Origin of the sequence: Clostridium sp. DMHC 10 (genome assembly GCF_001270375.1) — a bacterium.
Lineage (GTDB): Bacteria > Bacillota > Clostridia > Clostridiales > Clostridiaceae > Clostridium_S > Clostridium_S guangxiense.
On the sequence record NZ_LGVB01000015.1, the window covers coordinates 946,864 to 966,354 of the forward strand.

19 protein-coding genes and 2 pseudogenes are annotated in these 19,491 nt (G+C 29.2%); 1 reads left to right on the forward strand and 20 read right to left on the reverse strand.

The features are described from left to right. Nucleotides 1-5: 5 nt before the first annotated feature. The 11 genes and pseudogenes from AGR56_RS06445 to AGR56_RS21515 form a co-directional block, all read right to left on the reverse strand. Nucleotides 6-1,217, reverse strand: coding sequence for a pitrilysin family protein (locus AGR56_RS06445; protein WP_053241574.1), 1,212 nt, complete (start codon nucleotides 1,215-1,217; stop codon nucleotides 6-8). A 176-nt stretch (nucleotides 1,218-1,393) separates the two neighbouring features. Then, entirely contained in the window at nucleotides 1,394-1,963 is a 570-nt protein-coding gene (locus AGR56_RS06450; RefSeq protein WP_053241575.1) for a DJ-1 family glyoxalase III, read from the reverse strand. Nucleotides 1,964-2,005: 42 nt separating this feature from the next. After that, nucleotides 2,006-4,861 (reverse strand): DNA topoisomerase IV subunit A, encoded by a 2,856-nt coding sequence (locus tag AGR56_RS06455; RefSeq protein WP_053241576.1) that lies wholly within the window; start codon nucleotides 4,859-4,861, stop codon nucleotides 2,006-2,008. Nucleotides 4,862-4,940: 79 nt separating this feature from the next. Further along, a complete protein-coding gene (locus tag AGR56_RS06460) occupies nucleotides 4,941-6,884 on the reverse strand; it encodes a DNA topoisomerase IV subunit B (RefSeq protein ID WP_053241577.1) in 1,944 nt (647 codons plus the stop codon). A gap of 134 nt (nucleotides 6,885-7,018) precedes the next feature. Next, nucleotides 7,019-7,405, reverse strand: a complete 387-nt coding sequence (locus AGR56_RS06465) for a hypothetical protein (RefSeq protein ID WP_053241578.1) — start codon at nucleotides 7,403-7,405, stop codon at nucleotides 7,019-7,021. 139 nt (nucleotides 7,406-7,544) lie between these two features. Beyond that, a pseudogene (locus AGR56_RS06470) lies at nucleotides 7,545-8,607 on the reverse strand (iron-containing alcohol dehydrogenase family protein). 13 nt (nucleotides 8,608-8,620) lie between these two features. After that, entirely contained in the window at nucleotides 8,621-9,262 is a 642-nt protein-coding gene (locus tag AGR56_RS06475; RefSeq protein WP_242851346.1) for an MtnX-like HAD-IB family phosphatase, read from the reverse strand. Nucleotides 9,263-9,322: 60 nt separating this feature from the next. Continuing rightward, complete coding sequence (locus tag AGR56_RS06480; protein ID WP_242851347.1) at nucleotides 9,323-10,288, reverse strand: DUF116 domain-containing protein; 966 nt, start codon at nucleotides 10,286-10,288, stop codon at nucleotides 9,323-9,325. 65 nt (nucleotides 10,289-10,353) lie between these two features. Next, nucleotides 10,354-10,476, reverse strand: coding sequence for a hypothetical protein (locus AGR56_RS22625; protein ID WP_278279582.1), 123 nt, complete (start codon nucleotides 10,474-10,476; stop codon nucleotides 10,354-10,356). A 2-nt stretch (nucleotides 10,477-10,478) separates the two neighbouring features. Continuing rightward, entirely contained in the window at nucleotides 10,479-10,862 is a 384-nt protein-coding gene (locus AGR56_RS21510; protein ID WP_347460519.1) for a lactate utilization protein, read from the reverse strand. Continuing rightward, nucleotides 10,814-11,119 carry an LUD domain-containing protein gene (locus AGR56_RS21515; protein WP_242851348.1) on the reverse strand — a complete coding sequence of 102 codons (306 nt, stop codon included), beginning with the start codon at nucleotides 11,117-11,119 and terminating at the stop codon, nucleotides 10,814-10,816. Before AGR56_RS21515 ends, AGR56_RS21510 begins: the two co-directional genes overlap by 49 nt. Nucleotides 11,120-11,304: 185 nt before the next feature. Between AGR56_RS21515 and AGR56_RS06490 the strand changes: the two genes are divergently transcribed. Then, the gene (locus tag AGR56_RS06490; RefSeq protein ID WP_053241579.1) at nucleotides 11,305-11,571 is read left to right on the forward strand and encodes a hypothetical protein; all 267 of its coding nucleotides are present in this window, start codon (nucleotides 11,305-11,307) and stop codon (nucleotides 11,569-11,571) included. A 130-nt stretch (nucleotides 11,572-11,701) separates the two neighbouring features. On the opposite strand, the gene AGR56_RS06495 is transcribed toward AGR56_RS06490, so the two are convergent. The 9 genes and pseudogenes from AGR56_RS06495 to AGR56_RS06530 all read right to left on the reverse strand — a co-directional run bounded on the left by AGR56_RS06495 (nucleotide 11,702) and on the right by AGR56_RS06530 (nucleotide 19,439). Beyond that, entirely contained in the window at nucleotides 11,702-13,066 is a 1,365-nt protein-coding gene (locus AGR56_RS06495) for a hypothetical protein (RefSeq protein ID WP_053241580.1), read from the reverse strand. Then, nucleotides 13,044-14,009: pseudogene (locus AGR56_RS06500) on the reverse strand (glycosyltransferase family 2 protein). The gene AGR56_RS06495 and the pseudogene AGR56_RS06500 overlap by 23 nt, the downstream one beginning before the upstream one ends. 196 nt (nucleotides 14,010-14,205) lie before the next feature. Further along, the gene (locus tag AGR56_RS06505) at nucleotides 14,206-14,406 is read right to left on the reverse strand and encodes an alpha/beta-type small acid-soluble spore protein (protein ID WP_053241581.1); all 201 of its coding nucleotides are present in this window, start codon (nucleotides 14,404-14,406) and stop codon (nucleotides 14,206-14,208) included. Between the two features lie 990 nt (nucleotides 14,407-15,396). Then, the gene (locus AGR56_RS06510) at nucleotides 15,397-16,047 is read right to left on the reverse strand and encodes a GntR family transcriptional regulator (protein WP_053241582.1); all 651 of its coding nucleotides are present in this window, start codon (nucleotides 16,045-16,047) and stop codon (nucleotides 15,397-15,399) included. Nucleotides 16,048-16,168: 121 nt separating this feature from the next. Continuing rightward, a complete protein-coding gene (locus AGR56_RS06515) occupies nucleotides 16,169-17,020 on the reverse strand; it encodes a dimethylarginine dimethylaminohydrolase family protein (RefSeq protein WP_053241583.1) in 852 nt (283 codons plus the stop codon). Nucleotides 17,021-17,036: 16 nt separating this feature from the next. Beyond that, nucleotides 17,037-17,651 (reverse strand): transporter substrate-binding domain-containing protein, encoded by a 615-nt coding sequence (locus AGR56_RS06520; RefSeq protein WP_242851349.1) that lies wholly within the window; start codon nucleotides 17,649-17,651, stop codon nucleotides 17,037-17,039. Then, the gene (locus tag AGR56_RS21520) at nucleotides 17,642-17,893 is read right to left on the reverse strand and encodes a hypothetical protein (protein ID WP_242851350.1); all 252 of its coding nucleotides are present in this window, start codon (nucleotides 17,891-17,893) and stop codon (nucleotides 17,642-17,644) included. Before AGR56_RS21520 ends, AGR56_RS06520 begins: the two co-directional genes overlap by 10 nt. Nucleotides 17,894-17,949: 56 nt before the next feature. Beyond that, nucleotides 17,950-18,624, reverse strand: coding sequence for an amino acid ABC transporter permease (locus tag AGR56_RS06525; RefSeq protein ID WP_053241584.1), 675 nt, complete (start codon nucleotides 18,622-18,624; stop codon nucleotides 17,950-17,952). An 89-nt stretch (nucleotides 18,625-18,713) separates the two neighbouring features. Continuing rightward, complete coding sequence (locus AGR56_RS06530) at nucleotides 18,714-19,439, reverse strand: amino acid ABC transporter ATP-binding protein (protein ID WP_053241585.1); 726 nt, start codon at nucleotides 19,437-19,439, stop codon at nucleotides 18,714-18,716. Nucleotides 19,440-19,491 lie beyond the last annotated feature (52 nt).

Here is a 19,491-nt window from a genome sequence, read left to right on the forward strand (position 1 = left end):
CTTTGCTATGGCTCTACAACCTGAATAGAAGGATTTTGCAAAACTTTATTTACTGTCTTTAGAATAAAGTTCTCATTTATATTAAAATCTAAATCATAATAAACATCTATTGAAGTGCCATACATAATATAGTGAGTACATAACTGTGCAGCAAGTTGAATAGATCTTTCAAGTTCCAGTGCCCTTTTAAGTTTTATGCTTTTCTCCAAAGATTTTATTTTTAAATTTGTAAAATATCCACTAAGCTGCTTTGCTTCATTTATAGTATTGTCAATTATTTCAATGCTTTTAGCTATATTTTCCTTTGAAGTACCCATATTTATAGTATATAGCTTTATTCCGCCTTCATTTTTTATTTTACTATATATTTCGTATGCAAGTCCATACTTTGTTCTTATTTCATCGTAGATAAAGCTGCTAGTCCCTTCACCAAAAATGTTATTAAATATCCTTAAAGCCTTTATTTCCTTATTAGTTAAACTATGAATTGGAAATATATACTGAATTCTCGCTCCTTCTATCTCTCTTTTACTATAAAATAATCCGCTTTTATTATTTTCATATTTATAATCATGATTTACCTTTCCAGTTTTCTTAAAAGCAAGCATGTATCTTTCTATTATCTCCATTACAGTTTCTTCTGATAATGACGAAACTACACTTATGACACAATTTGATGGTATATAATACTTATTGTAAAATTCTTTTATATCATCTAAGGTGAATTTTTTTATATTTCTATGATTTCCTATAATACATTCTTTTATCCTTATATTGTTGAACGCATTTTTTAAAAGTTCATCTTCACAAAACTGTTCTTTATCATCTTTCCATTCATTAAGTTCCTCACAAATTATATTTTTTTCCTCTTCAAACCCTTCCTCTGGAAAACTTGGATTGATTATTATATCACTATACAATTCAAATCCCGCTTCAAAATCCTTAGAAAGCGTAGTTCCATAATATACGACATAAGGAAAGTTTGTCATAGCATTATTAAAACCAAAAATTTCATCACATAAATCATTTATTTCTTTTTCAGTTCTATTCTTCGTTCCCTTAAATATACAGTGTTCTACAGCATGTGCAATTCCATATTTATCTTGTAATTTTTCTTCTGACGCCCCTGCTTTAAATCCAATGCAAAAAGAGGTTATTTCTCCTATCCTCTGTTCATATATAACTTTAACTCCATTGATAAGTATATTTTCTTTCATTTATATATCTCTCCATGTCTTAAAAAAATTAGTATAAACTCAGTTGAATGTAGGATTATTAACTACATTCACTTGAAGGCTTTATTATTCTTGTATTATATAAGGTATAGTAGTTACTACTATGTTTCTTCTCTTAAGAAGCACACTTTTCACAAGCAAAGCGGTTTTATCTATAATTACGCTTTTATTTTACTTTCAAGAAAATTTACTAGCATACCTTCCTTAAGCTTTTCTACAGTTTCTATTCCCTTAAGTTTTTCTACAAGCTTTAAGGCAAAATAAATTGCTGTAGCAGGTCCTCTGCTTGTTATAATGTTATCATCCATTACAGCAATATCTTCCAAGTAATTGCACTTTCCAAGTTCATTTTCATATCCAGGATATGAAGTAACTTTTTTATCGTCTGTTACTTTTGCTTTTCCTAAAACAATTGGACCTGCGCAAATAGCCGAAACAACTTTTCCTTCATCATTAAAATCCTTTACTATTCTTACTACCTTATCACTGTTTTTTAAATTTTCTGCCCCTGGCATGCCTCCCGGAATAACAACAGCATCATAATTCTTTGCATTTATGTTTTCAATTGTTTTATCTGCAAAAACCTTTATGCCATGTGCTCCTATTACATTTTCTTCATTTAAAGAACATGTATCACATACTATTTCTGCTCTTCTAAGAACATCAACCACAGTAAGTGCTTCTATTTCCTCAAAACCTTCTGCTAAAAACAATAAAACTTTGCTCATCTTTTCCTCCTATAAAAAAACATTTTAAACTTAGTCTTTGCTTTATTCAATCTTCATTGTGGAAAGTGCATCAACCATTAAGCTTTTTCCTTTTCCACCCCTGTTTTGTTCTTTTATATTTTCAAATAGTATTTCTTTTTCTTCGCCTAATTTAGATTTAATACTCATCTTAATAAACTCCTTTTTAAGTATAAAACCATATTTTACAAAATCATCTTCGTTTAAACTTATTCCAGTAACACCAGATGCAATTCTGCCCATAGGATTTACTGAATTATTTTGAAATCTTATGCACATTGATTTTTCCGTAACCAAAATAATATCACTTTCAGTTTCCTCTCCAAGCTCAGCATTTATAAGTTCATCACTTTCATTTCTAAATTTATAGCATGGAGTTGTTAGATAATCCCCATCGAATTCACTTAATGCAGTCTTCTTTACAAAACCATTCTTGCTAAAGAAATAAATATATTTACCTTCATCAAACTTTTTTACTGAAATAATGCCAACTACTTTAGAGTCTTCTGTAAACTCATCGCAAATAGTTGATATGCTTATGCCTTCCTTAGAAATATTTTCAATTATAAAAGCTGGCACTCTTATAACTGCTCCTTTGTTCGTGAAAATAAGAATTTTTTCTGTCGTTGATGTAATTATAGCTGATTTACTATTTTTTATCAAATTTGTTTTTATAATTCCTTTTGAACTTATCTTTACTTCAAATGCTTTACATTCACTGTTTTCTATAAAATTTATATTTACAACTCTATCCTTAGAACTTAAATTAAACATAGTATATGACATTACGTTTCTATCTGCCTCTTCAATTGATGGTTCTTCTAACTTAAAACTAAGTCCAAGTTCTGTTGTTATCTCGATATATTTTTCTTTCCTCTCGTCTTCATCAAATATGACTTTCACAAGCTTTTCATCTTTTCTAAGCTTTAAGGCCATTATCTTAGAATAATTAGTTAAAAACTTATCTATGCCAGTCTTCTTAATGCCGCCTTTATCTGTAAACATAATAAAGTTCTTATCTTCCTGCATATCTTGTATAGAAAATATATTTATTACTTTTTCTTTATTTAAATCCAAGCCTTTTATTATATTATCTAATTTTTCGCCTTTTTCTTTCCATTTGCACTCTGGAATACTATCTCCCTTTATTTTATACATATTCCCGTTATCTGTAAAAAACAATATATTATGAACGGTATTAGACTCAAATAAATACTTATTAAAATCTCCCTCTCTATATTCAATATCAGAAGTATTTGCATTAGATCTTGAATAAGCTTTTTGAGATACTCTTTTTATGTAGCCTTCGTTTGACATAGTTACAACGATATCTTCTATTACTGCAAATTCTTCAACATCTATTCTTGCCACATCATCGTTTTCAATTATTTCAGTTCTTCTTTCTTCTCCATACTTATTCTTTATATCTATGAGTTCTTTTTTTATTACCTTAAAAAGTTCTTTTTCATTTTTAAGTATGTTATTAAGTTTTTTTATAATTTTTTCAAGTTCCTTGTATTCTTTTTCAAAAGTTTTTATTTCAAGTCCTGTAAGCCTATAAAGCATCAGTTCTACAATAGCCTGAGCCTGATCTTCTGTAAATCCAAACTCTTTAACTAAATTTTCTTCAGAATCTTTTTTAGATTTTGAAGCTCTTATAGTCTTTATGATATCATCCATAATTCCTATTGCTTTTATAAAGCCTTCAACTATATGAAATCTTTTTTGAGCAATTTCAAGTTCTTTTTGGGTTCTTCTTGTTACAACATCTTTTCTATGATTTACGTAATGCATTAAAATGGTCTTTAAGCTCATAGTTTCGGGTTTACCATCTGCTATTGCAACCATATTAAATATTATATTGCATTGGAGCTCAGTCTTCTTAAATAGATATTTTAGTATTTTATCAGCAGTTTTTTCATCAGCTGATTTTTTTAATTCTATTACCCCTCTTATACCATTTCTATCAGATTCATCACGTATATCTGATATACTTTCAAGAACTTTAGAATGCTTTTTATCTGCCGTCATCTCTGAAATTGTTTGAAGTAGCTTAGCTTTATTTCTTTTATAAGGAAATTCAGTTATAACTATGGCAAATCTTCCGTTTTCAAGCTTTTCAACTTTTGTCTTTGCTCTTAAAGTAACTCTGCCCTCTCCAGTTTCATAAGCTGCTCTAAGTGAATTTTTGCCTATTAATATTCCTCCTGTCGGAAGATCCGGCCCTTTTATGTAATTCATAAGTTCTTTTATTGTTATGTCGTTATTATCAATATACGCAAGAGAAGCATCTATAGTTTCATTTAAATTATGTGGCGGTATATTAGTTGAAAGTCCAACTGCTATACCGAAAGTTCCATTTACAAGTAAATTAGGATAGCCTCCTGGAAGCACCTCAGGTTCAAGTTCAGAACCTGAATAGTTGTCAACCATATTAACTACACCTTTATCTATATCCTTTAGCATTTCAAGCGCTATAGGTGTAAGCCTTGCCTCTGTATAACGCATGGCAGCTGCACTATCTCCATCTATGCTTCCCCAATTTCCGTGTCCATCAATAAGAGGATGCCTTGTTGTAAAATTCTGTGCTAAGATAACCATAGCCTCATAAACAGAACTGTCACCGTGTGGATGATACTTCCCTAGTATATCTCCAACTATTCTTGCTGATTTATAATAAGGCTTATCAGGAAAAGCCTTAAGCATATAAGCCCCATATAATATTCTTCTATGAACTGGTTTAAGTCCATCTCTTACATCAGGAAGTGCCCTTTCTTTTGCCACTTCTACTGCATAAGGTAAATAATTTTCGGGCATTGCTTCTTCTATTGGAATCCTTACTATATTATTATCCTTTGGTATATTTATTTTCTTTGCCATATTTTCATTCCTTCCAGATATAAGGTCACCTCATATGCTAATTTATAATAAATTAATTTTCAGCATGGTAACCCTTTAATTAAAATTCAGCATATTTGTACATGTAATTCTTTCTAGGCTCAACCACGTCACCCATTAAAAGTGAAACCATTTTTTCGGCTTTAGCCGCATCTTCTATAGTAACCTGCTGAAGCGTTCTTGTTTCCGGATTTAGTGTAGTCTCCCAGAGCTGATCTGGATTCATTTCGCCAAGTCCTTTGTATCTCTGTATAAGACTTCCTTTTCCAATTTTTCTTTTTGCCTCATCAAGATCATCATCACTATAAGCATATTTAACAATCTCTTTGCCTTTTGAATTTTTATATACCTTGTATAAAGGCGGCAGTGCTATATACAAATGATTATTTGATATAATATGTCTCATATATCTATATATATATGTCATCCATAATGTCCTTATATGATATCCATCTACATCAGCATCACTCATTATTATTATCTTATGATATCTTAAATCTTCTTCCTTATAATTCTCAAGTATTCCTGTCCCTATGGCCGCATTAAATATTTTAAGTTCTTCACTTCCAAGCACATTTTCAAGCTTTTGCTTTTCTGTATTCATTATTTTTCCTTTTGATGGCATTACACTTTGAAATCTTCTGTCTCTTGCTTGCTTTGCACTTCCTCCTGCTGAATCTCCTTCGACAATTATAAACTCACAAAGCTCTGGATCTTTTATTGTGCAAACAGCAATCTTTCCAGCAAGGGGTGCTGCGCCTTTGCCTATTTTTTTCTTTTCTGCATCATTTATTTTCTTTATTCTGTCTCTTCTTGCTGCAGCTTCTACGGCATTTTTCATTATCATTGATGCCAAGTCCTTATTATCCTCTACCCACTCACAGAGTTTAGTATAGGAAAGGTCATTCATCATGGTATAAGCTTCACTATTTCCAAGCTTTGTCTTAGTTTGTCCTTCAAAAATAGGATTTGTAAGCTTGATTTTTATTATTGCTGTCATCCCTTCTCTTATATCATCGCCTTCAAATTCCTTATCTTTTTCTTTTAAAATATTTAGTTTTTTTGCCCATTCTTTAAATGCCCTTGTCATTCCAGTTTTAAATCCAGATTCATGAGTACCCGCCTCTGTGGTTGGTATATTATTTACATAGCTCGCAATATATTCTGTAGTCGAATCCGTAAATTGCATACATACTTCTGCATAAAGCTTTACCCCAGCAATTTCCCTTTCGCCCTCAAATAAAATAGGCTCTTTATGAATAGGAGTTTTACTTTCATTTAAGTATTCTATAAAATCTAAAAGACCATTTTCAGAATGATACTCTTTCCTTACTTCCTCTTCATTTCTCCTATCTATAAAAACTAAAGTTATTCCCTTATTTTGAAAAGCAAGCTCTTTGAGTCTTTCATCTATAGTTTCAAATTTAAAATCTATAGTGCTAAAAATTTCTCTATCCGGTTTAAAGGTAACCTTTGTTCCAGTCTCATCTGTTTTTCCCACTTTCTCAAGTTTTGTAACAGGAGTTCCTGGCATTTTCTTCTTTAAGGATTTATCATAAGCATATTCAAATCTTTGCTTATACACAAAACCTCCTTGCATTACTTCAACCTCTACCCATTCAGATAATGCATTTACAACTGCTGCTCCAACACCATGTAGCCCTCCTGATGTTTTATAGTTTTTATTATCAAATTTTCCTCCAGTATGAAGTTCTGTATAAACCATTTCCACACCGGACTTTTTCTTTACAGGATGAATACCTGTAGGTATACCTCTACCATTATCTACAATAGTAACACTTCTATCTTCATTCAATATTACATAAGCCGTATCCCCAAAGCCATTAGTAAGCTCATCTATAGCATTATCTAATATTTCCCATATACAATGATGCAACCCCTTGCTTCCAGTAGAGCCTATATACATTCCAGGCCTAACTCTCACAGGTTCAAGCTTTTCAAGAGATGTGAGTGATGTTACATCATAAGTATTTTCATTATTCATCATGTTCTCCTCCAATATCTAAACTGCTTCAACTATCAAAATCAATAACATAAATAGCAAAAATAAAGTAATGAAATTAATTCCATTACTCTTGTTTATTTTATATGTTTATTATAAAATCGTAAAGTGTTTTTTTATTTTTTATCTGAAAGCATAAATGCACAACCAATTCTTATAATGATTCTTACGCTCTCATCATCTATTTTACTTTTAAGATTTAATTTACTTATTTCATCCTTTGAAATTTTAAGAGCAATGTTTTCTTTTCTTAAGTTAATGTCAAACTTATGATTTTCTTCAACATAAATTATGCTATTTTTTATTATTTTAAGTATAGCTTTTATATTTTCTTTACTATACTCTTCATTTTTTATGGTATTAAATACATTAAAATTAAGTCCGTAGTAATCTTCTCTTATCTCTATATCCTTTTCCTTCCATAGATAAAATATATACCCTAGTCCTATAACGAGCATCACAAGCAATATATAAAAAAATATAAGAACTACGCTGCTATCCATATAACTATCTCCTAAAAATACTTATAATTATATTATATGCAGCTCATGATAAACTTTCTAATAATGTATTTATAAGCAAGCAATTCTTAGATTCCATTAATGACATAGATCTTTATCATCATTTTTTAACCGTAGACTTTTATTTTAACACTTTCACTAAAATTTCATCTTCATCTATGATTTTTTTAGCTAAATCACGATTTCCTCTTACATGAAGGTAAGTATATCTTCCTGGTTTTATACTTGGTGCCATATCAACTGCTTTTTTATAATCTTCTTTTTTAAGCTCAAGGGTTTTAGTATAATCAAAAAAGCCAGTTTCTAAGAGAACTTTTTTTTATTCTCTCAAATCTATGCTCTTGAACTCTTGCCATTATATATGTTGCAATTCCTACTTGAATTCCATGAAGCTGCGGTTTCTCCAAAAACTTATCTAAAGCATGTGATATTAAATGTTCTGAGCCACTCGCTGGTGAGCTATTTCCTGCAATCTCCATAGCTATTCCATTCATGGTAAGGGAATCCACAAGCTCCTTTAAAAATAAATCATCTTTAATATCTTTAAAATCTGTTCTCACAAAGCTATTCACAGATTTTTTTGATATCATAGCTGCAAAATCATCCACATAGCTTTTGCCATTTTCTTCTTCAAATTTCCAGTCATAAAGAGCTGTTATATTTGAAACTAGATCGCCTATTCCAGAATATATAAACTTTTCTGGTGCTCCTTTTAAAACATCTATATCAACTATTATTCCATAAGGAGTTTTTGCTGGAAAAGAAGTTCTTTTGCCCTTTAAAGTAAGAGAAGCTACAGTACTTGAAAAACCATCATTTGATGTGGACGTTGGAACACTTATAAAAGGCATCCTTTTCAAAAAGCTCATGTATTTAACTACATCTATAGCCTTACCTCCACCTATAGCTATAAGAGCATCAACTTCTTTGGGTATTTCAAAAGCTTCTACACCAATTTCTTCAAAATCTATATTTTTAACTTCTCCCATATTTTGAAACCTTATATTAGCTTCAGCTATAGAATTTTCAATTTCTTTTCCAAACAACTCATGTATTCCATCTCCATAATAAATGGCTACATTTTCGAATTCACCTTTCTTTATTATGTTTCCTATATTTTTTAAGTTACCCTTTCCAACTTCAAGTATAGATGGTATTGAAATTCTATGATCAGATTTTTTCAACGCCTTCACCCTTTCAAATAAATTTTAACTTTATCCCATATTTCTTTAAAATTTTCAAATTTAAAATACTCTCTATTCTCACTTTGAAGAAGCTCTGCAAGACTATTTTTGCAAAAACCACGTCGGATATAAGAGCAGCACTTAAATCTGGTTCACTATCTCCTGCATAAAACACAAAATCATATTCTTCTTTTAATTTCTTCACTACTTTTCCCTTATCTATTCCATAAATATCGGAATAAAATTCATTTGTTTTATCCAATTCAAAATATATTCCATTATTTTTAAATACACCCTTATTTGAATAGACTTTTACATCTTTAATTCCTTTACTCATAAAAACCCTATCTATATAATAACTTGTGCCTGCACTTACAACAGCAAATTCCCCTCCATTTGCTTTTACATTATCTATGAGCTCCTTAGCAAATGGATCTAGCGATATCTTCATTATATCTTCGAATATTTGCTTTTCATTTCTACCTATATTTCTAAATACATAACCTAAATAATCGATATCCTTAATTTTTTTGTTTTTCCAATCTTTATATAGCTTTTTGCAATCTTCTTTTAAATATTCCTCCATAATAATTTTATAAAAATCCTTTTCTGTAAGAGTACCATCAAAATCAGACACAAATATAAATTTTTTCATAGTTATTGCTCCTTACTATTCTACTCACCTTTTAATATTTACTAATTTTATTAATATTATTTATAAACATATATTAAAAACCTTCTTAAGTTGATTTAAATTTACATCCGTAACTATGCCCTTATCGTCCCAATGATTTTTACAGCCACAATAATCCAAGATTACACATTGTGGAACCATATTAAGTCTGCGTGCCTTATAGCCACCCTCTAAAAGGTTAAGAATACATGCAACTCCAACTATACCTATTTTTCCGTATTCAATATTGGCATTCTTAAAGGCTGAGGATGCATGAGGAATTATAAGAACCTGAAAACCATACTGATTTCCAAGTTTAGTAAGCTTATTAACTCTGCACAAATTTGAGCAATATCTACAAACATATCCTTCATCTGTAGCTTTAGCCTTGCATTCATTTTGACCTTTATATCTCATGCATGCTGGAAGTATAAGTTTTTTCTCTTTAGTTTTCAAAAAATCTCCACTAAAAACGCAATTAAGTATTTCAGCCCCTACCATATTTAAATGATATTCTACTCTTTGTCTACCACAAAGAATTACATCTTCCTTCCACTTATGCTTTGGATATTCATTTTTTAAAAATTCATCTATTTTAACTGTATACTTTCCTAAAACTGCTTCACTTCTTGCACTAAAATATAGAGCTAAAGTAACTGCAATAGTAAAAAACTCCTTTGTTTTTTCCTCACCGATATAACATATATATTGTCCCCAATTTAAAAATCTTTTAACTTCTTCATTAAACTCACCTGAAGCTTTCAGCCAGCTTATAAGTTTGTTAAAATTCTCATAAGTTAAAGCAGCGTTTGAATTATAATTATCATTTGGCATTAAAAATATCGTAGATAATATTCCCCTTATAATATCTATCTTTCCCTTAATGTCTTTTCCTTTTTGCCTTAAGTCATTAAGTTCATTAAGAATCTTTTGAGGAAGTTTTGATAGCTTTATAGCATCATCACTATAAAGCTGCCAAAGTACACCTATAATTAAAAATTCAAGCATATATTCTTCTGTACTTCGCAGTTTTTCAATTTTATTTTGTTCAATATATTTTTTAAAGCTTTCAATTATTTTTTTGAAAGATCACTGCTATTATTTATAACTTCATCTGTAAATTTAGATATATCTTTATAATAATCATCAGAATTTACATTTCCACTTTTTAATGAATAAGTAATTATTTTTTCCATAATTAATATCCTAATTCTTTTCCAACTATAATTACCTTTATTCTTCCCTTTGAGCCCTGTCTCCTTATCAAGGTGTACTCATTGCATATCCTATAGCTACTTTTACAATCCATACACTGCCCTATCTTAGTGCATGGTGTTAGCTTATTAAGCCTTTTGGCATTTGTAGGTGCTGAAATTTCTCTATTTCTTTTTATTGCTGCATCTACATCCTTTACAATTTTATTAATACCTGCAATTACAATAACCTTATCAGGGCCATAAAGCATAGCTGCAACTCTGTTACCATTTCCATCAACATTATAAAGTTCACCATTTTGTGTTAAAGCATTTGTACTTACGAAATATGAATCTGCAAAAAAACTTTTCCTAAATATTTCTTTAATTTCATCTGAAGTAAGATCTTTTTTGTACCTATCAAGAAATTAAATTTTCCATTTCTCAAGTAATCTATAATCCCTGTTTCAAAAAGTGTCATAGATCCGCCAACCGCAACAGTTTCACCTTCGGTTACAATTTCTTTTACCTTGTCCATCATTTCTTCTTCATCTTTTACAAAATAGGCTTCCATATTATTTTTTTCTAAGTTTTCCATAGTTATTTTAACTCTTTGTTCCATATTCCACAGCATATTTTTATCCATAATATCTCTCCTATCCATATATTAAACTTAACCGCCTGGCATTGTATAATCTTTTGCCATTAATTATATCATATTTTAATTGATATAAAATAATAATCCATATGTATATTTTAATATTTTTAAGTAACATTTCTTTATATATTGAATATTATAATTATCGTAAATAAAATTTTCGGAGGAATCACATGTCAATCTATAGAGATAGTTCTGAAACTTCTAATGAAACCACTGATGAAAAGGAAGATTACGAAGAAACTTCCAATCCTTATTTTTATTGTCCATTTCTAGATAGTACTGAATCTCAATCTAGACAATATTATAGTCGTCCTAGGAGAAGGAGAAGAAGAAGAAGGAGAAGAAGACCTTATTATCCTTACTACTTTTCACCTTATTACTACTATGATGATTATTATGACGACTACTATGACGATTATGATGACTATTATGATTAAATCCACATAAACAAAAATTACATTAAAATTTAAATAGTTACCTATAAACAAAAATTCTATACCTGAATATGAATGCTAGCATCTGTATTCAGATATAGAATTTTTAATATTATGCAGTTAATCTTCAAATCTAGTTATCTTTATAGCATTTATTGTAATTATAAACTAATCCATTATAAACCACATCCCAAAAGGTTAATGCAATTACTACAAATAACATTATAGAACCTATTTTTAATGAAATTGAACTTAATTTTTCCAAAAATAAATAATTCCTGTATCCTAAAAGTGAAGCTATAACAGTCATAGGCAATATATACCATCTTTTATTGTTAAGACATACATACAACAAAGAAAATATTTCTGCCAAATAAAAATACCTTTCATGCATTTTAGGCAGCAAATATGGTATTATAAGCGTTAGCACAAAGCAAATTTCTATATATTTTCTGTTTTCTATTGCATCTTTAAAAAAATATGTTAAACAAATAAATAACAACATAACAACAGCAGCAAATAATAATGAAGGTAAATATAAAGCTTCATAATTACTACTTGTATTATCAACAAAAGAATACAAACTTGGACTATTTGCTGAAAGAAATTTAACATAGTCCGCTTGATTAAAATAAATCATAAAAATTTCATTTAAAGGTCTTCCACAAAATATAGCTGGAAGCAGCTCTATAAAAAAAATTATAGGAAATAAAATTAGATGTTTAATGTTATACTCTTCTTTAAATATAAACACTAATATTATTGGTAATATAAAAATACTTTGAAGCTTAAAACAAAAGGCTGTAGAAAATAATATAATTCCAAGATACTTTTTATTATTCAAAGTATAGTATAGCCCCATTAGGCAAAATAAAGCATATATACTATCACATTGCCCCCACATCGAGCTATTTAAAATAACCGTTGGTAAAAGTAAAAATACAAAAAATGAAATGAATGGTAAAAATGACTTTTGCGTTTTAAACTTATAAACCATTTTAAATATGTATACTGCAATTAAACAATCAAAAACAACAGAAATATATTTAATCAAATACAAAGAATCTAACTTAAATTTAGATATAATAAATAATATATACATATATGGTGGATTATAATTTCCAATATTTTTTGATAGTGCCTCCATTCCTCGATATTGCCTCATTTTGTCTATCCAAACTTTTAAATAATCCGTATAGTCTCCAGACACATATTTAAACATACTCATTCTAACATAAATAGCTAATCCTAAAAGAATCATAAATATAATTCTCATATTAGTTTTTTTACACACATTTCCATACCATTGCACTATAAAGTAGAAGAGTATAACAAATAAAATTAATAAGGCTAGTTTTCCTCGCCTTCCTACAGAATATATTTTCATAACCTTAATTAATTCTATTTCTCCTAAGCCAAATATAAGTGCTCCTATAATATTTAATAAATTTACCTTTAAAAAATTTATTAATTTATCAATAAATACATTTACATTCATTGCTGTTATCTCCTATATTTATTTCTTCATTTATAATATACAAAGGTCTTTTTTGCTTTCATCATATATTCTACTTATATATTCTCCTAATAAACACACAGCACCAAGTTGAATTCCATTAAAAAATGTAATAATCATAACAATAGGTAAATATGCTTGTATTTTATTATTAAATATAAATTTCATTTATAATTAGATATAAAAATATAAAATTGAAATTTCAATACATAAAAATCCTAAAAATCCAATTAACTTCAATGGTTTAGAAGAAAATGAAATTACTCCATCCTCTGCAAACTTAATCATTTTTTTTTAAAGGATATTTTGTTTTTCCTGCAAACCTTTCTTGCCTCTCGTACTCTATAGGAATTTGTCTAAAACCTATCCAGCTTATCATTCCTCTTATAAATCTATTATTTTCGTTCATAGTGCTAAAAATATTAGCAACTTTTCTATCTATAAGTCTAAAATCACCTACATCTAAAGGTATATCTATGCTTGTCATATTATTTAAAAATCTGTAAAAAAGCTTTGCTGTTAAAAGTTTAAATATTGATTCTCCTTTTCTTTTGATTCGCTTTCCATAAACAACCTCATATCCTTTTTCCCATAACTCAATCATCCTAGGAATTAATTCTGGTGGATCCTGCAAATCTGCATCAATTATAACAACAGCATCACCTTTAGCTTTATTTATCCCCGCAGTTACAGCTATCTGATGACCAAAATTTCTGGAAAAACTAATTACTTTAACTCTATTATTAAAAGCCGCAATATTCTTAAGAATGCTTAAAGTATTATCCCTACTTCCATCATCTACAAAAATCAGCTCGTATTTTATTGAATTATGTTCCATTGTGCTTTTTAACCTTTTGTAACATTCATTTGCAACATCCTCTTCATGGTACATAGGTACTATAATAGATACTAGTTTGTCATTCATTTTACATTCTCCAGTCTTTATAAATTTAATAACCATATTATTACTATATCACTATCTTTTTGCCAAACTTTATAAAGTTATTTCCAAATTGTTTCTAAGGTATATATTTTGCTTGAAATATAAATTTTACAGCTTTCCATTTGTTTTTACATTATTTAAAATAAAAACCCGCAAATAAATGCGGGTTTTTACTAAACTATTTTAAATTATTTTCGTAACTTTCAACCATCTTTTTAACCATTTGACCACCAACAGAGCCATTTTCTCTTGAAGTAAGGTCTCCATTGTAACCGTTCTTCAAGTTTACTCCTACTTCACTAGCAGCCTCCATCTTGAATTTATCTAATCCTTCTTTAGCTTCTGGTACTAATTTTCTATTACTATTGCTTCTTGCCATGGTTAATTCCTCCTATAATTTTATAATATTATAAAAATTTTTGTGCAATACTTCGTCAACAAAACACGCTAATAAATAGTTATTAACCTATTTTATTTCCTCGTCTTTCCCAAAATTCTCTCATCATTACTTATATATAATGACCTGCTGTATTCCTAAGCTCATCGCTTTATATATTAAATAGAATTTCTTCTATTCAAAAGAATTGCTGGTTTACTTAATTCTTCTCTGTTTAATTTTCAAAGTTCAATGTGCTGCACGAGACAGCTTATTTATAATACCACCTTTACGCATATGTGTCAACTATTTTTTTGTATTATTTTTTAATTTTGTGCAATAATATATAAATTAACTATTTTCCAACCGCGAATCACTAAATATTTCTAAGGCTTTAAACTTTTTTAATTTCTACAAGCAAAGAATATCATATAATCTTAATAAAGACAAATAACCTAGAAGTTTAAAATCAAGAAAAAAGCTTTTTGGCAACATTTAACTTTTATAAATTATAGAACAGAGTAAACTTAAACATTAAAGAAGAAAGGATTTATTAATATTAATAATGGCAAAGTTAAAATCTCATGTGTAGGTCAAATATAGAATGCCATCTATATACAAAGTTTATCTTTATGCGGTGGAATTTTATTTCATCTGTAAAGAAATGTTCTTCAATGTATCAAGTGACTTAACCGTAAAATTTGAAAATTATTTACTCATATGTATAGCAATATTATCTATATTATTAACGTTTATAGGTATAAAAATCCTTAAAAATAAAGCTTTTCCTAACTTTTTTTATAGTTGAATCGCTTGTCTTATTCGTAAAATCAGCCGCTTTTAAAACATTTACCAAAAACAATTTTACCGTATTATAGTTAAAAACCAACCAATTATATTATTTTATGGATATATTTCAAAAATCAATAAATTTTAAAGATTATTAAGTAACTCAAAAAAACTGTATCATCATTAATTGCTTTGTAAAATAACTTATTTAAACATTCTATTTGATACATTAGTTATATGAATCCTCATACTTTCTTCAGCGCCCAAATAATCTCCACCTTTTATTTGGGATACTATATTTTCATGTTCTTCAATAGCAACTTTTCTATATTTATTTAAGCTTCCAGATAAAATAAGATATCTCTGTATTATTGTATTTACATCCTTGACCATTTCATAAAGCCATTTATTATATGTAAACTTACCTATAGACACATGAAATTCATATTCCATTTTTATAAGTTCTTTATAGGTATTGCCCGCTGCGGCTTCCTTTTCATTTTTAAGTATTTGCTCAAGTATTTTTATTTCCTCTTTTTTTATATTTCCTTCAAGCTGCTTAACTGCAAGAGGTTCTAGTACTTCTCTTACAACAGTTATTTCTTCAACATCTTTTTCACCTATATTCGCCACAATAACATTTCTTGAAGAATTTATATCTACAAGATGTTCATAAGATAACCTTTTTAAAGCCGCTCTTAAAGGTGTTCTACTTATTGCAAGCTGATCTGCTAAACTTTCTTCTATCAGTAATTCTCCTGGCTTAAAAACATTAGTCATAATAGCATCTTTAATTGTTTCATAAGCCTTTTCTGTTAATGAAGTTTTCATTCCTATCTGTGGTAGTTTACTCATTTTATCACCTTAGCCTCAATATTTTCATATTTGTATTTGTACATGTATACTATCATATTAGCATTAAAAATAAAAGATTTAATGCTAAAATAAATTTTCACATTAAATCTTTTATCCAATATTATTCCCTTACAAGTGGAAATGTCATGCAATGTGCTCCTCCACCTTGCTTAAATATTTCCTTTAAATTAACTTCTATCACATCAATTCCATGAGCTCTAAGCTTACCATTGACAATTTTATTATTTTTAAAAGAAATTACTCTGTCTTTTCCAATTGCTTGTACATTACATCCATGTTTAAGTATAGCTTCTTTATCTATATCTATAAGTGTGAAGTTTTTATCTTCTAACGTTTTTATAAATTTTTCTTCAAAAATCTCTTTACATATAATCGCTAATTTTTCAGCTACTACATTAAAACACATATCAAGATGGAGATATTTTTCCGGTGCTTTAACCGATATTATTTCATATCCATACTTTCCTATTTGATGTCTTATGTCTTCTATTCCTTCTTCAGTAGTTCTTGCTATAGTTCCTATTGCAAGAGTCTTATCATCTAAAAACCAAAAATCCCCACCTTCAAAATAGCCTTTTTTACATTTTGCCACACATGGTACTCCGAGTTCTTTTAACTTATTTTCATAAGCTTCAGTTTCTCCCCATCTGATCTTTTCTTTAAACTTTCCTAAAATGTATCCTTCTTTTATACATGCCCCAAAGTCTCTTGCAAAGACTTCATTTGTCAGTTCACTGCAAGGTTCCATCATAACTACTTCTACTCCATTTACTTTGTAAGCCTGAATAAGTTCATTTTGCTCCTTTATACATACATCTCTATTAATTTCGCAGCTTTTACTTATCCATTTTCTTGAAACTTCGTTTATTGGTTGAAGTTTTGCATAAGTAGGTGGACACATAAGTACTTTCTTTAAAACTCCTGTAGAATTCCTAACGAAACATTTATCCATTATATTACCCCCGCAACTATTGTTCCTTTATTCCTTTACTTGCTATGGTACTATACTTATCTATCCAAGTATTTATTTTATTCTCTTTTATAAGTTCATCAATAACCTTGTTTAATCTTTTAACTAAATCTGATTTTCCCTTATTTACAGCTATTGCTGTATCTTTTTCACTCTTTTTAAAATTTATATTAACTATTTTTAAATTGTCATATTTTATAGTATATGGCTTGGCTACTGTATTTTCACATACTAATGCATCTATTTTCTTAGTTCTAAGTTCCATTATTAAGTCAGTAAACACAGGAATTGATACTAAATTTGGATTTGAAATTTCTGTTTGAGCAATTTGCTCTTGAGTACTTGACTTTTGTGCACCTATAGACTTACCTTTTAAATCCTCAACTGTTTTATATTTATTTTCATCTTCTTTTCTTATTAAAACAGACTGTTTTGCCTTGTAATATGGTTCTGAAAAATCAACACTCTTTTTTCTCTCTTCTGTAGGTGCCATTCCTCCAATAACCATATCTACAGTGTTGGTTTTAAGTGCTGGAAGTAATCCATCAAATTTCATATCCTTAATTTCTAGCTTTACTCCAAGATCCTTAGCTACAGCATTAGCTAATTCCATATCAAATCCTGATATTTTTGTGCTTCCATTGTTCTCAGTATAAAATTCATATGGTGGGTATCAGCTGCTGTTCCAACAACGAGCTTGCCCGCTTTCTTTATTTTATCAATAGTCGGTGTTGATGATAAAGTAGTAGATGAAGCCGTACTGCTTCCACATCCTGCTGCAGATAATGCTAATATTCCTACTAAAGCAACTAGTAGAGTCTTTTTAAAAGCTTTTTCATTTCTTTTCCTCCTCATAATTTTTATAATATTAAAAAAATTTTTGCAAATTAATTGTTTATAATGTTCATATTTTACCCATCACTCGCTCTTAATCTTTTCTCAAATTTTCTTAAAAGAGTTGTAAGTACACATGTAATGACAAAGTAGATTATTGCTATAACTATAAGTGCAGAGAAAGGATCATATGTAATTCCTCTTATAGTATCCGCAACATACATTAAATCAGGAACTCCTATAATTGAAATCATTGATGACTCCTTTATTATAGTTATAAATTCATTTCCAAGAGCAGGAAGAATATTTTTAAGTGCTTGAGGCAAAATAATAAATCTCATAGACATTTTATAATTGAAGCCCAAAGATTCAGCAGCCTCCTTTTGACCACTATCTATTGAAAGTATTCCAGTTCTTATTATTTCACATATGTAAGCTGAAGTATTGACTGAAAAAGCTATAATGCCAGAAGCAAATCTTGAGAAATCAACTCCAGCTATTTGAATACTTGGAAGTTTAAACCCCAACACAGGCAATCCATAAAATACAATGTATATTTGAACTAATAATGGAGTACCTCGTATAATTGAAACGTAAGCTGTAGAAATCCCCTTAATTATTTTACTTTTTGATAATTTCATAAGCGCTAGTATAAGTCCTATAATTATACTTATTAATACAGTAATAATGGATAAAATAATTGTATTTCTAGTACCTTGTATAAATAAATTATAATATTTTAATAATCCCATACTTTTCACCTCGATAAAATGTTTTATGTATTTGAATTTGTATTTGTATACAACTTTAAAATATAGTCACAATAAGATTTTAATTGCCTTTACACTAAAACTTTTCTCAAAAACTCCCTTGTTCTATCATTTTGTGGATTATCAAAAACCTCTTCTGGTGTCCCTTGTTCTACAATATTGCCACCATCCATGAATACAACCTTATCACATACTTCCCTTGCAAAACCCATTTCATGAGACACTACAATCATAGTCATTCCATCTTTGGCAAGTTCCTTCATTACCTGTAAAACCTCTCCTACCATTTCCGGATCAAGAGCTGATGTTGGTTCATCAAACAAAATTACATCTGGCGACATAGCTAAAGTTCTAGCAATAGCAACTCTTTGTTTCTGCCCTCCTGAAAGCCTGCTTGGAAAGCAATTACTTTTATCCTTTAAACCAACTCTCTCAAGTAAAGCAAGTGCTTTCTCCTCAGCCTCCTTGGGAGTTTCCTTTTTTATCTTTACAGGAGCTATAGTAAGATTTTGAAGCACCGTAAGATGAGGGAATAAATTAAAATGTTGAAATACCATACCTATTTTTTGTCTAAGTTCATTTTTTTTCTGTTTCTTAGAAAATACCGATTTACCATCAACTCTAATATCACCACTAGTAACCTGTTCAAGCTGATTTATGCATCTTAAAAGTGTACTTTTTCCTGTACCCGAAGGCCCTATTATTGCAATAACTTCTCCTTTTTCTACGGTTAAATTAATTCCTTTAAGTACCTCATTGCCATTAAAATCCTTCTTTATATCAACCAGGTCAATCATAAAATCCCCTCCTATATATTAAAAATCTTCTAAATCGGCATCGTTCTTTTTC